The following is a 14289-nucleotide window of genomic DNA, read 5'->3' as shown; positions in this document are numbered from 1 at the left end:
TTCAGAAAACGGTTAAAAGACAAAGAGATAAAGCCGTGCATCCCGGGTCGCAAAAACCGTAAGAAGCCTATCAAGTATGACAAACGTCGATACAAGCGGCGTAATCGTATCGAAATCATGTTTGGCAGACTGAAAGACTGGCGAAGAATTGCTACCCGTTATGATCGCTGCCCGGTCGTGTTCCGTGCAGCAATAGATCTCGCAGCAGCCGTTATATTCTGGCTCGGAAAGCAATGAGTCCTGAGCCTAGCAATGGACTGCTTGAAGAAATGCCGCGCTACACCGGGATTCCAGTGCTTAAACAGCACGAGATCAAAAGTCTGACCGTCCCGATCACTGGCTCGATAGCGATAAGTCTATTTAACTTTAATCTTTATATTGGTTTCACCAACGCGCCAAAAATGAGCCGTAGAATGCTTGCGCATCTGAGACTGCGCTGCAATTTGAAGCGAGTATCGGACAATCCGTCAGTTCAACGGTGCCATTTATACCGCAGCAAGCTGACTGAGATGTGAAACAAGATCTCCTCCGATACCGGTTGCATTCACCGTCTCGAAATAGTCGTGCCATCCAGTCGCTGTTATTGCGGATAGCAGAGCGTCCATGGCTTCCCGATCGGGCGCGCGCCAAACCGCGAAAAATTGTTGCGAGGCTGGATATTCGACATTGCTTTCTGTTTGCCCCGCGGCGATAGGTTCGATCCCCATTGCCAGTAACGGCGCCATGCCCGCACCCACTTTTTCAAAGAATTGGCCGCGCTCGGCCTTGTTCAGTGAAAGCCAAGTTGATTTAGGGCTGTAGAGTTCCGCCAGATAATATGTCATTCTGATATCCATCTTCAGGTGTTACGAGGGAGCGAGCGCAAAGCGCGCTTGCAAATGCGTGCTGTAATGGGATTGCTGCTTTCATGGAGCCAACGATCACAGTGATTTCTTACCCAAAGAGCCTGTGTTTTACTTGCATCGTTGAGCCAGTTTCCCACTGAATCCTGAACATAGGCCGAAGGGTCTGCGCGCAGCGGTTCGAGGATTGGCAAGCCCAGTTCCGGTGCCTGTTTGAGCGCATCAATATGTTTGCACCACACGCCTCGCGGTCTTGTCGCTTCACTCGCAAAGCGGCGTAGCCGCTCGGATGGCTCTCTTGTCCAGACCGCAAGCTCGCTGATTGCGTTTCCAATGTCTTGTGCAATATCGGTTCGCACTGCCATCCATGCCCATTCGCGAACACCAAAATGCCTGTCGTCTGCCAAAGGCTTCATCAGATCAAGACTGTTGGAAAGGGTCAGGCTTTCATCTGCTGCGATGACAAAGCACGCCCATCCCCTCACGGTGTCAGAGGGGTGACTGCGCAATGTCTCTGCAATGCCAAGGCCCAGGCCATTGTAAATTAAACGCCCGGCTAAAGTCATTCTGCGTGAAATACCTTCGCCAGACGCTTGCTTAAGCGTGGCCACAGCTCCAGCACCCAATTGAGGTATTGCGTGGTGCATGAGTTTAGCAAAATCGACAGCCAAACATTCGGTCAGCACCGCAGCTTCAGCTGTCCCGCTGTTGAGGGCATCCAGACGGTCGGGCGCAATCGCGCTCACCCCCCTGCCACTTGGCACTTTCGTCACGATTTTTCCTCCGAAAGCGAAGCGAATGGGCTTTGGCTGCTCGTTGTCAGATTGCTCTTTGCCATTTCGAGCAAACTGCTCAACATCTCTCGCTGCTGACTGTTAAACCCCGAAAACAACGAGGCTATCCACCGACTGTGTTCATTGAACAGATCCAGCGCCACGGCCTCACCCTTTGGGGTCAAACGCACCAGCACCTTGCGCCGATCCTCAATATGGCCGTGGCGGACAAGAAATCCATCGCGCTCAAGACCATCCAGCAGCCCGGTAATTGTCGCACGCGTTACCCCGGACAGTTCTGATAGCTCGTGCGGTGAAAGGCCGTCATCCTGATTGCGCAAAAGAAAAAGCAATACAAACTTGCTTTCTGACAATTGATACGGCGCCAGCCGAGCAGCACAAGCGCGATCAATCGCAGTCGCCAATGCAAGCACTTCGAAACAAAGACGCATATCATCAATATTCGCCTCCCCACGCCGACGGGCCTCATCAATCAGAGCGGTATATTTTTGATCCAGATTTATCATACGGCACCATATAATATGGTGCCGTATTAATGTCAAACACGCATTTCACGCCGACCGGATTGTGCTCTGAAGCGTTTCAGAAAAAGTGCAAAACGCGCTCCGATGTAACGTCTCCCGACCCCATCATCACCTTGGCGACAGCGGGCGGGCGTTCTTTTGAAGACAAAACTGTCTATCTCATCTCACGATCAATATCACGTCTGAGCACAATCGCAGTTGTCAGGTCTTCCACAGTTTCATGCACCGCAATCAGATCGCGAACGCGATTGAGCCCGTCAATCGATCCCGTTTCCAGCTCAACAATAAGATCAAGCTGACCGCTGACCGATGATACCCGGCGCACTTCCGGATGCCGCGCAAGGATGTCCAGCAACTCATGTGCTGGGGTCCGTCGCAAATTGATCAAAAACGTTGCATGAATAACATTCGGGTCGATTTCGCCAATGTCAGCGCGGTAGCCGCGGATAACACCACTTTTCTCAAGATTGGTGACGCGTTCGCTTGTTGCACTTCGTGACAGCCCGATACGTCCGGCCAAAGTTTTAAGCGCTATGCGGGCTTCCTTGGACAAAATTGCCAGTATTTCACGATCTTTTGCGTCAAGTTCCCGCATTATTTACCTATTCACATGACCGGACATGTGCCGGTCCATTCCGACAAAGTGCCGGTTATCCCGACAGGATACTTGATGCCCGAAAATACATTGCATGCCAAGCTGCAGATAAGAAATCAAACTTGGAAAAACTCTGACTATGACCGATCTCTCCCATCCTGCTCCCCAGTTCTCTGCTGCCGATGCTGAAAGGCTCGCCAGGGAACTCTTCGGCGTAACGGCAAGCGCGACAGCACTCGATAGCGAACGTGATCGCAATTATCGGCTCAAAACTGTAACAGATGCCGGTTGGATTCTGAAAATCGTTAATGCCAGTGAACCAAGGCTTGAAAGTGAGTTTCAGACCGCACTCTTAAACCACCTTGCCAATGCCAATTCAAATTTAACGGTGCCGTTCCTGAAACCGAGTCTTTCGGGCGATTTTCTGGCCTCTGCTGTTGCAGAGGATGGTGAGAAACATGCGCTGCGGCTGGTTGGCTGGCTCCCCGGTACACCGCTTGCTCAGGTGCCGAGAACATTTGATCTTATGCGCAATCTCGGTCGCGCGCTTGGCGAACTTGATCATGCATTGCAGGGCTTCATTCATCCAGGGGCCTTGCGCGAGCTGGATTGGGATTTACGCCATGCAGCACGTGCGCGCACGCGCCTGCATTTTGTTCGAGATGCGCAAAAACAAGCGCTCCTTGATCGTTTTATCACGCGCTTTGAAAAATCAGTCGCACCCAAACTGTCGAGCCTGCGCGCTCAGGTCATTCATAATGATGCCAATGACTGGAACATTCTGGTCGACAAGAATGACAACGAAAAAATCGCTGGCCTGATTGATTTCGGCGATGCCGTTTATACTGTTTTGATTGCAGAAGTCGCCATCGCTTGTGCCTATGCTGCACTCGATATGGAAGACCCGATCGGTGCGGCAGCAGCGCTGACAGCGGGGTTCCACGAAAAATACCCGCTTCAGCCAGAAGAAATTGACCTTCTGTTCGATCTCATTGCTATGCGCCTTGTAACCAGCGTTACGTTTTCCGCGTCCCGTCACGATAAGACCGACGACAATCCATATCTTGCAATCAGTGAAGCGCCTGCATGGCGCCTGCTGGAAAAAATGGATGCAATGAATCCGCGCTTCGCAACAGCCATTTTGCGTAAAGCATGTGGGTTTGACGCCATTGATGGAGCTGGCGCTGTTCGAAATTGGATTGCAGAGAACAAGACGTCTTTTGCTCCGATGCTGCGTCCGGCGGCGGCAACCATGAAGAAGGCGATTGTCCCTTACGGTGATGCAACCCACTTTATGACAGTCGCATCGGCCGAGCAGCGCGCGCTCGAAGCGACACAATGGTGGGATGAATTCTGCTCAGACAACAATATCGAACTGGGCATTGGCGCATGGGGTGAAAAACGCACGGTCTACACTGACAAGGCTTTTGAATCTCGTTTCATCGAAGGGCAGCGCCGTATTCATCACCTCGGCGTCGATTTATTCATGCCCGCCGGAACGCCACTTTACACACCCTTGGCTGCAACGGTTATCAGTGTCGAAATCGAGCACGAACCCCTTGGATATGGTGGCCTGATCAAGCTTGAACACCGTCCTGACGGCTGCCCTCCTTTCGTGACCCTTTGGGGACATATGGCGCATGAAGCACTTGAACGCCTGCAGCCAGGCCAGTTACTTCAGGCTGGCGATCTTGTCGGGCATATGGGCGATATTCACGAAAATGGTGGATGGACGCCGCATCTGCATTTCGAAATAACCACCGACATCCATCTCACCGCAACGGAAATTCTGGGGGTGGGTGAAGCAGCCTATCTCGATGTCTGGGCGGATTTGTTTCCCGACGCTTCAGCCCTTGCAGGTATTCCGCCTGAAACATTCCACCAGGACGGACATACCCGCGCTGAGATTATTAAAAAACGCAAAGAAATTTTGCTGCCAAACCTGACGATTTCCTATTCGGAGCCGATCAAGTTCGTTCGCGGTGACGGCGCATGGCTCATTGACAACAAGGGGCGTGCCTATCTCGACTGTTTCAACAATGTCTGCCACATTGGCCACGCTCATCCGGACGTTGTGGAGGCAATTGCCCGGCAGGCGGCATTGCTGAATACCAATACCCGCTATTTGCACGATAATATCGTCAATTACGCTGAACGCCTGACGGCAACATTGCCGGAAGGACTAACGGTGGCCTCTTTTGCCTGTTCTGGCAGCGAGGCCAACAGTCTGGCATTGCGCATGGCCCGCACACATACCGGTCGCAAGGAAGCTATCGTTCTTGACTGGGCCTATCATGGTACGACGCAGGAACTGATCGACCTAAGCCCTTATAAATATAAACGCAAAGGCGGTAAGGGACGGCCTGATCATGTATATGAAGGGATCATTCCCGATAGCTATCATGCACCGGAAGATTGGCCTGTTGAAGAACATGCCAAACGCTTTGCTCAGAACATTGCCGAACACATTGATACAATGCGCCTTCAAGGTCGCTCTCCGGCGTATTTCCTGGCGGAATCCATCCCAAGTGTCGCCGGACAGGTCTTTCTGCCAGAGGGCTATCTTAAAGAAGTGTATGCCATGGTGCGCGCTGCGGGCGGCATCTGCATTGCCGACGAAGTGCAGGTTGGTTTTGGCCGTGTCGGCAGCCATTGGTGGGCGTTTGAAATGCAGGATGTCGTTCCTGATATCGTGACAATGGGCAAACCCATCGGCAATGGTCACCCGATGTCTGCGGTTGTGACAACGCGCGAAGTGGCCGACAGCTTCAACAATGGAATGGAATATTTCAACACGTTTGGAGGCAATCCGGTATCCTGCGCCGCCGGGCTTGCTGTTCTTGATGTGATTGAACGGGATAAATTGCGCGAAAGCGCCCTCGATGTGGGCAATTATCTGCTTGCTGGTTTTAAAGAGATGCAGAAGCGTTACGACATTATCGGCGATGTCCGTGGGCGTGGTCTGTTTCTGGGAATCGAACTGGTCACGGATAGAAAAACCAAAGCTCCCGCAACCGCATTGGCACGACAGATCAATGATGGTGCAAGAGAGCGCGGTATTCTGATGGGGACAGAAGGGCCACATGACAATGTGCTGAAAATGCGCCCGTCGATGGTTTTCAGCCGCGCAAATGCCGATGATCTTCTTGATGTTCTCAATGACAGCTTTGCAGCAGCCCTGAAATAATCACTTTAAGAGAACGCTGATTTTAAGGCTGTATTTTTGTTCGGTTTGCCGGGCAAAAATACAGCCTTTTTTATTGGCCGGATTTCCCGGCGCCCATCACAACAATTCATACATGTCCCCCGGCCAGCCCTCCGACAATATGCCGGTTAATTCCGGCAATGTGTCGGGCCGGCAGACATATTGCTGGATGCTTGAATTCAGAGCCTGTGCGAAGCTCATTGATGAAGGTTGATGGCAAACCATAACCCTAGAAGAAAAAGAAAAATCCAGAGGAAACCAAAAAATGAATTCCAGGCTCAAGCGTTTGATTGCCGTTGCTGCTTTGGCAATTTCTGCAACTTTTTCAATAGCTCCAGTACAAGCTGATGAGCTGGAAAAGCTTAAAGAATCTGGCGAAATGCGTATTGCAATGAGCGGTCAATACCCCCCGTTCAGCTTTACCAATGAGCAGAATGAAGTGGTGGGCTTCGATGTGGCGATTGGCTCGGCCATTGCCGAAAAAATCGGTGTTAAGCCCAAAATCGTGACAACGCCTTTTGACGGTATTATTGCCGGTCTTCTGGCCAAAAAATACGATGCCGTTGTTGCCTCCATGACGATTACGCCGGAACGTGAGAAGGCAGTCGATTTTGTTGGACCATACTATCATGCGGGCCGCACGATCGTTGTCAAAGACAGCTCCCCTATTCAGAAGCTCGAAGAACTTAACGGCAAAACTGTTGGTGTCACAATGGGCGATTCCCACGAAAAATGGGCCAAAGCACAAGGTGATCTGACTGTTCGCACCTATAAGGGTCTGCCTGAAATGTTGATCGACCTTGATGCAGGTCGTCTGGATGCGCTTGTTATGGACAGCATTCCAGTGATGATTGCTGTGAAGGAAACGGGCCAGAAGGTTCGTATTCTCGAAACGCCAAATATTGAAGGCGCGCGCGAAGCGCTCGGTATTGCGATCCGCAAAAATAACCCGGAACTCAAGGCAGCCATGCAGAAAGCCCTCGACGAGATGCTTGCTGATGGCAGCTACGAAAAAATCTCGATGGAATGGATCGGCAGCGACATTCGCTGATCGACATCCAATCCGGCCCGGTTGCTCTTTGTCAGCGGATGCGGGCCGGTTCATACGAGTTTTCGGAGTGATTTTATGGATCTAGCGCTAATGCAGCGTGTCCTCCCGTTTTTTCTGGAGGCTGCGTGGGTCACAATCCAGGTTTCTGTGCTTGCTCTTTTATTAGGGTTTGCGATTGCAGGGTTTCTCGTCGCGGCACGTTTGTCCAACAATAAAGCACTGCGCTTTTTATCTGGTGCCTATGTCAGTGTTTTTCGGGGAACGCCCTGTCTGGTGCAGCTTTTCGTGCTTTACTTCGGCGGACCACAAATTGGTCTTGAACTGGACCCCTATGCGGCGGGTATTGTCGGGCTCGGTTTGAATATTGCCGCCTATATGGCTGAATCCATTCGTGGTGCAATTGCGAGTGTGGATAGAGGACAGACGGAAGCTGCTCGCTCTATTGGCTTTGATCGCGAACGCACACTTCGTTTGATTGTTCTGCCGCAAGCCGCCCGCCTGATGATCCGTCCGCTCGGCGTCAATGCAGTGGCACTCGTAAAAGGGTCAGCATTGGTTTCAACAATTTCTGTTGTGGAACTGACCTACACAGCGCAACGCTTCATCAGCTCGACCTATAAGCCCTTCGAGATATTCGCCGTTGCTGCAATTCTTTACATGATCATTGTCTATATCGTTATCATGATTGTCGATCTTCTCGACAAACGTTTTGCGCCGCGTTGAGGGAGGATCAAATGCCAGCTCTCGACTTCAGTATTGTCCCTCCCTATGCCGAATTGCTGCTGACTGGATTGTGGTGGACGCTTGTTCTCGCCGTCTCGTCCAGTATTTTAAGTTTTGCCCTCGGTATCTTTTTCGCGCTCATCGTCCTTTATGCGCCGTTGGTGCTTGCATATCCGATACGCTTTTTCATGTGGCTGTTCATGGGAACGCCGCTGCTTTTGCAACTCTATCTCATCTATTATGGTCTGGTTCAGATCGGCGTCGATATTCCTGCACTGTTTGCGGGCATCATTGGTCTGAGCCTGCATTTCGCCGTTTACAATGCTGACGTCATTCGCGCTGGCATTCTCTCTGTTGATCAGGGGCAGACAGAAGGCGCGCGATCAATCGGACTGAGCCGTGCGCAGGCTTTGCGCTACATTATCATTCCCCAAGGCGTCAGAAACACCATCGCGCCCATCGGCAACAACATGATCGTATTGTTGAAAGATACATCCCTCGTTTCAATCATCGGCATTGCAGAGCTTGTTCACAGCGCCCAGATCGCCATCAGTGAAACATATAGCCCGTTTGAATTTTATCTGACCGCTGCCGCACTTTATTATCTGGCTAATCTTGTGATGGAAGCAGGTCTAAGGCGCATTGAAGGAAAAGTGGAGGTGACGCGATGAGCACTCTAAACCCAATGGTGGAAGTTAAAGGTGCCCGCAAAGCCTATGGCGCGCTTGAGGTTCTCAAAGGGATCGACCTTTCTGTGTCACGCGGCCAGATCATTGCCATTATTGGCCCAAGTGGATCAGGCAAGAGCACACTGTTGCGTTCTATCAATCATCTTGAAACCCTTAATGGCGGAGAGGTATGGCTTGATGGGATGCAGGTTAATCAACCGCTCAAAGGACAGGCCTTTGAAAAGCATATCAATGCCGTGCGCCAGCAGATGGGAATGGTGTTTCAGCATTTCAATCTCTTCCCGCATCTGACTGTCGTAGAAAATATTACGCTTGGGCCGATGAAGCTGAAGGGAATGTCGAAGTCTGCGGCGCGTGAACTCGCCAAGGAGCTGCTTTCCAAGGTGGGACTTTCAGAGAAAGTGGATGTTTATCCATCACGCCTTTCGGGCGGCCAAAAGCAACGTGTCGCTATTGCCCGCGCTTTAGCGATGCAGCCCAAGGTCATGCTCTTTGATGAAGCCACATCTGCGCTGGACCCGGAACTGGTTGAGGAAGTCAATCTTGTCATGAAGCAGCTTGCCGCTGAACATATGACCATGTTGATTGTAACCCATGAAATGCGCTTTGCCGGCGAAGTTGCAGATAAGATCATCTTTATGGACAGAGGTGTGGTTGTGGAGCAAGGAGCGCCGAAAGATATATTGTCAAACCCTCAGAATGATCGCACCCGTGCTTTTTTAAGGACGTATCTCGCACATTCGACGCTGCTTTGATCTAACCCAGACAATAGCATTCGAGCATAATCCCCACCGGAGCGCGGCGGGGATTATGCTCTAAAATCAGTGTTTTTATCGCTTTCATTTGCAAATGTGCCACCAAATGAATAACCGTCTTTGATCGGGGGATTTAGAGGTGGATAATCTAGCTAAATGCGTAAGAAGCAATTTCGTATAAGAAGCTCGTTCTGCGGCACAGGCCTTATCATTGGAGCGTTATTTTTTGCTGCTTCCCTGACACCGAGCCTCATACCCCGTAATTATGTCTTTCAGGGCATTTTGGCTGGCGTGGCGTTTGGTTCGGGCTATGGTATCGGCGTGTTGCTGCGATGGTTGTGGTTATATTTAGAGCTACCCACCCTGAATACGCAGGCATTAAAATACGCAAAAGCAATAACAGCTGTCATTTGCTTGAGCATCATGCTTGTGGCCTTGTATCAAACGGCAAGCTGGCAAAACTCCATCCGCAGCGTTATGAATATGGAGCCTGTAGAAAGCGGTTATCCGTTCAGTGTCAGCGCGCTTGCACTTATAAGCTTTGGCGTTTTGCTTCTTCTGGCGCGCGGGATGATCGTTCTGGGCCGGATCATAATCAACACACTCAATCGTTATCTTCCGCGCAGGGTTTCCATTATCATCGGCTCAGCAATGACGTTTGCGCTTATCTTTACCATCGCAAATGGCGTCTTGGTGGAGTATGCGTTCCGTGTTCTGGACAGTTCTTTTCAAAGATTTGACGCTCTGGTCGAACCGGACCGGCCGCAGCCCCTCATCGCAGAGCGCGCTGGCAACCCTCAATCAAAGCTTGATTGGCGAAAATTGGGTCGTGCCGGACGAGAATTTGTTGCTTCAGGGCCGACCGCATCAGAAATCAGTCATTTTAACAAGCGAACCGCTCTTGAACCTATAAGGCTTTACGCTGGTTTGCAGATTGCCGACACGCCCGAAGAACGAGCGGAATTGCTGCTGAGTGAATTAATTCGGACAGGTGCTTTTGATCGGGCTGTGCTTGTTGTTATTACACCGACCGGCACAGGATGGGTGGACCCATCTGCGATTGATGGACTGGAGTTTTTGTTTGATGGCAATGTCGCGAGCGTTGCATTGCAATATTCTTATTTAAACAGTCCGCTTTCACTGATATTTCAGCCCGAAAAGGGACTTGCGTCGTCGCAGGCACTTTTCCGTGCCGTTTATGATCACTGGAAAAAGCTTCCGGTTGATCAGCGTCCGGAGCTCTATCTTCATGGACTGAGCCTTGGTGCTTTCAATTCCCAGCGGTCTATAACTTTCTTTGATATTCTGGGGGATCCAATCAATGGTGCAGTCTGGAGTGGCCCACCATTCCCGAGTGAAAAATGGCGCTCGCTGACCAAAAATCGCGATGCTGGCTCCACCGAATGGTTGCCTGTTTTTCAAAATGGACGGTTCGTGCGCTTCATGAACCAGAATGGCACGCCTGAAGGCAATACAGCGCAATGGGGCAATACGCGTTTCGTGTATTTACAATATGCCAGCGATGCGATCGTATTTTTTGATAAAAGCCTCGCCTACCGGGAAGCCGACTGGATGAAATCGCCAAGAGGCCCGGATGTCTCCCCGATGCTGGCTTGGTATCCGGTTGTAAGCATGTTGCAATTGCTCATCGACATGCCCTTAGCGGACACAGTGCCGATAGGTTATGGACACGTTTACGCGCCCGATCACTATTTAAATGCGTGGTTGAATGCAACGGGAATAGACAGCTGGAAAGCTGAAGACATTGAGGCGCTTAAAAAACATCTCAACAGCAGAGCGCTGCGTGAAGACGGTTATGAGCATCGTGGCGGCTAAAGTGCCCTATCCCGTATTCGAAACACGATCTGCGAGAAAACACTCGCAGATCATCAATCCATTGTCAGTTGGGAACCCACTGAATGACCGCAGTATTTCAGCTTCCTGTCTATACGTCCTTTATCGCTTTTACGGCTTTGGACGAGGCGACTTTGGCGCCTGGTTCTGTAGCCGCTGATATCTGCCCGTTTTTCGCCTGTGAACACCTTCAGTCGCACCGAATGAAGTCTGTTTTGCTCACTTAAACACCCTCACACATGGGTTCATTCTGTATACGCATGAACCCATGTCGGTTTTGCACAACTGCGACAGCAAGAAACATTGGCTTGAGCAGTTGGGCGCTTGACTCCTGTCGGGAGCAACTTCTTATATATCAGAAGTTCGTGCGGGGCGGCGATCACCGATATTTCTCTTTGAAAGTTGGTCGGTACTGGCGTCCTGTATGGAACAGGTTTTCAATTGAATGGCGGGCAGCAGCACGTCATTCAGCTAGGAATGAAATATGCAGCGCGTTTTTGACGGACATAATGATGTCCTTCTGCGTCTTTGGGAAAACCAGCGTAACGGTGGTGACCCGATCAAAGAATTTATCCACGGCACAAAGGTTGGTCACATAGACCTGCCCCGCTCACGCAAAGGCGGTTTGGCTGGCGGTATCTGCGCGATTTATATCCCATCCGGCCACCATATCGAACTCGGCAAACCCGACGAAAATGGCCACTACGTAACGCCGCTATCGCCGCCGCTTCAACGTGCCCCTTCCCTTGACATTGCGCTGGAGTTTGCTTCGCTGGCACTGCGCCTTGAACAAGCGGGTGGCTGGAAGCTCTGCCGCAACGGGAAAGATCTGGACGAAGCGCTCGCGGGTGACACATTTGCCGCCGTTCTTCATATGGAAGGCTGTGAGGCCATTGATGCCGACCTGGCGGCGCTTGATGTGTTCTATGCAGCCGGTTTGCGCTCACTTGGTCCGGTCTGGAGCCGCAACAATATTTTCGCACATGGCGTACCGTTTGCATTCCCAATGAGCCCGGACACCGGTCCTGGCCTGACTGAAGCTGGTGAGCGTCTGGTTAAAGAATGCAATCGCAAGGGCATTCTGATCGACCTTGCTCATATCACCGAAAAAGGTTTCTGGGATGTGGCGAGGCTGAGTGACCAGCCTTTGATTGCAAGCCATTCCAACGCCCATGCTCTGACGCCGGTTGCGCGCAATATCACAGACCGCCAGATGGATGCGATCCGCGAGCGCAAAGGTATTGCAGGCCTCAATTATGCAACCACCATGCTGGGCAACGATGGCAAAGAAGACGCCAACATGCCGCTTTCCAATATGGTGCGCCACATCGACTATATGGTCGAGCGTATGGGTATTGATTGTGTAGCACTTGGCTCCGATTTCGACGGTGCAACGATTCCAGCCGAAATCGGTGATGCAGCAGGACAACAGAACCTCGTTATTGCCTTGCAAACGGCGGGCTACAATGACGAAGAACTGACAAAGCTCTGCCGTGGCAACTGGATACGCGTTTTAAAACAGGCATGGCACGAAGCCGCCTGAGCGAAAACAGAAATATAGAAAGGGAACTAAAATGAAGAATCTCGGACGTTTTCGTCTTCTCGCAGCAAGTGCTGCCCTTGCAGCGGTCATGGCTGCAAATCCAGCATTGTCGGCAACGCCTGCCGATACGCTCGTTCAGGCATGGGCCATCGATGACACCATTACGCTTGACCCGGCTGAATCCTTCGAGCTGTCGCCTGCGGAATTCATCGGTAATGCCTATGACATGCTGGTGCGTCTCGACATTAACGACACTTCTAAGGTTGTTCCCGGTGTTGCTGAAAGCTGGACCATTTCGGATGACGGCCTCACCTATACGTTCAAGATGAAGCCAGGCATCAAGTTTGCTTCCGGAAACCCGCTGACTGCAAAAGACGTGGCTTACACTTTTGAGCGCGCTGTGCGCCTCGACAAAAGCCCGGCTTTCATTCTCACACAATTCGGTCTCAATGGCGAAAACGTCATTGAAAATGCCAAGGCTGTCGATGACGCGACATTCGTTCTGAAAGTGGACAAGGCTTATGCACCAAGCTTCGTGCTGAACTGCCTCACCGCCACCATCGGCGCGATTGTCGACCAGAAGCTGCTGGAAGAGCATTCGGTCAAGGTCACGCCAACAGATGATTACAAATATGACACGGACTATGGCGCTGCATGGCTCAAAACCGGCTATGCCGGTTCTGGCCCGTTCAAAATCCGTGACTGGCGCGCCAATGAAGTCGTCGTTCTCGAACGCAACGAGAATTATTATGGCGAAAAGGCCAAGCTCGCCCGCGTCTTCTATCGTCATGTCAAGGAAAGCGCCACGCAGCGCCTGATGCTTGAATCGGGTGACGTCGATGTCGCACGTAACCTCGAACCGGGTGATCTCGAAGCCGTTCAAAAGAACAAGGATCTGGCCGTTGCCAGCGCTCCAAAGGGCACTGTCTATTATATCAGCCTCAACCAGAAGAACCCCGAACTGGCAAAGCCGGAAGTGCGAGAAGCTTTCAAATATCTGGTTGATTACGATGCAATCGGCTCGACCCTTATCAAGGGTATTGGTGAGATCCGTCAGACTTATCAGGCAAAGGGTGTTCTCGGCGCACTTGACGCAAGCCCGTACAAACTGGATGTCGAAAAAGCCAAGGAACTGCTTGCAAAAGCGGGTCTGAAAGACGGTCTGTCGGTGACCTTCGACGTGCGTAACACGCAGCCAGTGACCGGTATTGCCGAATCTTTCCAGCAGTCTGCGGCAAAAGCCGGTGTGAAGATCGACATCATTCCGGGTGATGGCAAGCAGACACTGACCAAGTATCGTGCACGTAATCATGATCTCTATATCGGGCAGTGGGGCATGGATTACTGGGATCCGAATTCGAATGCTGAAGCTTTCACATCAAACCCCGACAATAGCGACGATGCTTCCACCAAGACACTCGCATGGCGCAATGCCTGGGCAATTCCGGAACTGACCAAGCAGACGCAGGCAGCATTGCTTGAACGCGACAATGACAAGCGTGCGGACGAGTACAAGAAGCTTCAGGAAGAAGCTCTTAAAGAAAGCCCGTTTGTGTTGGTGTTCCAGCAGATCGAAGTTGCAGGTCTTCGCGGCGACGTGAAGGGCTACAAGCTCGGACCAACATTCGATTCGAACTTCCTCGCACCAGTCAGCAAAGACTGATCTGAAGAACGGTCAGACAATTGAATACAACAACACCTGTAAAGAAAAAGA

13 protein-coding genes are annotated in these 14289 nt (G+C 51.3%); 9 read left to right on the top strand and 4 right to left on the bottom strand.

What is annotated here, in order from left to right; translation table 11 throughout:
- Window positions 1–237 (top strand): transposase (locus ABE527_RS15420; RefSeq protein WP_499695429.1); only part of this gene is annotated, 237 nt, incomplete at its 5' end.
- Between the two features lie 248 nt (window positions 238–485).
- Here the strand turns inward: ABE527_RS15420 and ABE527_RS15415 are convergent.
- The 4 genes from ABE527_RS15415 to ABE527_RS15400 all read right to left on the bottom strand — a co-directional run bounded on the left by ABE527_RS15415 (window position 486) and on the right by ABE527_RS15400 (window position 2755).
- The gene (locus ABE527_RS15415) at window positions 486–824 is read right to left on the bottom strand and encodes a DUF6616 family protein (protein ID WP_265985863.1); all 339 of its coding nucleotides are present in this window, start codon (window positions 822–824) and stop codon (window positions 486–488) included.
- A 14-nt stretch (window positions 825–838) separates the two neighbouring features.
- On the bottom strand, window positions 839–1615 hold the full coding sequence (locus ABE527_RS15410) for a DNA alkylation repair protein (protein WP_499697456.1): 777 nt from the start codon (window positions 1613–1615) through the stop codon (window positions 839–841).
- Window positions 1612–2142 carry a MarR family winged helix-turn-helix transcriptional regulator gene (locus ABE527_RS15405; protein ID WP_499697455.1) on the bottom strand — a complete coding sequence of 177 codons (531 nt, stop codon included), beginning with the start codon at window positions 2140–2142 and terminating at the stop codon, window positions 1612–1614. Before ABE527_RS15405 ends, ABE527_RS15410 begins: the two co-directional genes overlap by 4 nt.
- A gap of 172 nt (window positions 2143–2314) precedes the next feature.
- Window positions 2315–2755, bottom strand: coding sequence for an Lrp/AsnC family transcriptional regulator (locus tag ABE527_RS15400; protein ID WP_265985866.1), 441 nt, complete (start codon window positions 2753–2755; stop codon window positions 2315–2317).
- 139 nt (window positions 2756–2894) lie between these two features.
- Here ABE527_RS15400 and ABE527_RS15395 point away from each other — a divergent pair, with 139 nt between their 5' ends.
- The 8 genes from ABE527_RS15395 (at window position 2895) to ABE527_RS15360 (ending at window position 14238) form a co-directional block, all read left to right on the top strand.
- Window positions 2895–5942, top strand: coding sequence for an aminotransferase class III-fold pyridoxal phosphate-dependent enzyme (locus tag ABE527_RS15395; protein WP_499697454.1), 3048 nt, complete (start codon window positions 2895–2897; stop codon window positions 5940–5942).
- Window positions 5943–6225: 283 nt separating this feature from the next.
- Complete coding sequence (locus ABE527_RS15390; protein WP_499697453.1) at window positions 6226–7011, top strand: ABC transporter substrate-binding protein; 786 nt, start codon at window positions 6226–6228, stop codon at window positions 7009–7011.
- A 75-nt stretch (window positions 7012–7086) separates the two neighbouring features.
- Window positions 7087–7734 (top strand): amino acid ABC transporter permease, encoded by a 648-nt coding sequence (locus ABE527_RS15385; RefSeq protein WP_265985869.1) that lies wholly within the window; start codon window positions 7087–7089, stop codon window positions 7732–7734.
- 11 nt (window positions 7735–7745) lie between these two features.
- Window positions 7746–8405, top strand: coding sequence for an amino acid ABC transporter permease (locus tag ABE527_RS15380; protein ID WP_499697452.1), 660 nt, complete (start codon window positions 7746–7748; stop codon window positions 8403–8405).
- Window positions 8402–9178, top strand: coding sequence for an amino acid ABC transporter ATP-binding protein (locus tag ABE527_RS15375; protein WP_323054559.1), 777 nt, complete (start codon window positions 8402–8404; stop codon window positions 9176–9178). Before ABE527_RS15380 ends, ABE527_RS15375 begins: the two co-directional genes overlap by 4 nt.
- Before the next feature lie 156 nt (window positions 9179–9334).
- The gene (locus tag ABE527_RS15370) at window positions 9335–11014 is read left to right on the top strand and encodes an alpha/beta hydrolase (RefSeq protein WP_499697451.1); all 1680 of its coding nucleotides are present in this window, start codon (window positions 9335–9337) and stop codon (window positions 11012–11014) included.
- A 502-nt stretch (window positions 11015–11516) separates the two neighbouring features.
- The gene (locus ABE527_RS15365) at window positions 11517–12575 is read left to right on the top strand and encodes a dipeptidase (RefSeq protein ID WP_499697450.1); all 1059 of its coding nucleotides are present in this window, start codon (window positions 11517–11519) and stop codon (window positions 12573–12575) included.
- 31 nt (window positions 12576–12606) lie between these two features.
- Window positions 12607–14238: an ABC transporter substrate-binding protein gene (locus tag ABE527_RS15360; RefSeq protein ID WP_499697449.1), complete on the top strand. Its 1632-nt coding sequence runs from the start codon at window positions 12607–12609 to the stop codon at window positions 14236–14238.
- Window positions 14239–14289 lie beyond the last annotated feature (51 nt).

The organism is Brucella sp. TWI432, from assembly GCF_039674445.1.
GTDB lineage: Bacteria > Pseudomonadota > Alphaproteobacteria > Rhizobiales > Rhizobiaceae > Brucella > Brucella chromiisoli.
The sequence above is the reverse complement of the archived record's forward strand: the minus strand, read 5'-3'. Positions and strand labels throughout refer to the sequence as shown.

Bases quoted from the DNA above. Each gene is read 5' to 3' on its own strand.
- ABE527_RS15415 (WP_265985863.1), bottom strand. From the start codon at position 824: ATGACATATTATCTGGCGGAACTCTACAGCCCTAAATCAACTTGGCTT.
- ABE527_RS15405 (WP_499697455.1), bottom strand. From the start codon at position 2,142: ATGATAAATCTGGATCAAAAATATACCGCTCTGATTGATGAGGCCCGT.
- ABE527_RS15400 (WP_265985866.1), bottom strand. From the start codon at position 2,755: ATGCGGGAACTTGACGCAAAAGATCGTGAAATACTGGCAATTTTGTCC.
- ABE527_RS15395 (WP_499697454.1), top strand. From the start codon at position 2,895: ATGACCGATCTCTCCCATCCTGCTCCCCAGTTCTCTGCTGCCGATGCT.
- ABE527_RS15390 (WP_499697453.1), top strand. From the start codon at position 6,226: ATGAATTCCAGGCTCAAGCGTTTGATTGCCGTTGCTGCTTTGGCAATT.
- ABE527_RS15385 (WP_265985869.1), top strand. From the start codon at position 7,087: ATGGATCTAGCGCTAATGCAGCGTGTCCTCCCGTTTTTTCTGGAGGCT.
- ABE527_RS15380 (WP_499697452.1), top strand. From the start codon at position 7,746: ATGCCAGCTCTCGACTTCAGTATTGTCCCTCCCTATGCCGAATTGCTG.
- ABE527_RS15375 (WP_323054559.1), top strand. From the start codon at position 8,402: ATGAGCACTCTAAACCCAATGGTGGAAGTTAAAGGTGCCCGCAAAGCC.
- ABE527_RS15370 (WP_499697451.1), top strand. From the start codon at position 9,335: ATGCGTAAGAAGCAATTTCGTATAAGAAGCTCGTTCTGCGGCACAGGC.
- ABE527_RS15365 (WP_499697450.1), top strand. From the start codon at position 11,517: ATGCAGCGCGTTTTTGACGGACATAATGATGTCCTTCTGCGTCTTTGG.
- ABE527_RS15360 (WP_499697449.1), top strand. From the start codon at position 12,607: ATGAAGAATCTCGGACGTTTTCGTCTTCTCGCAGCAAGTGCTGCCCTT.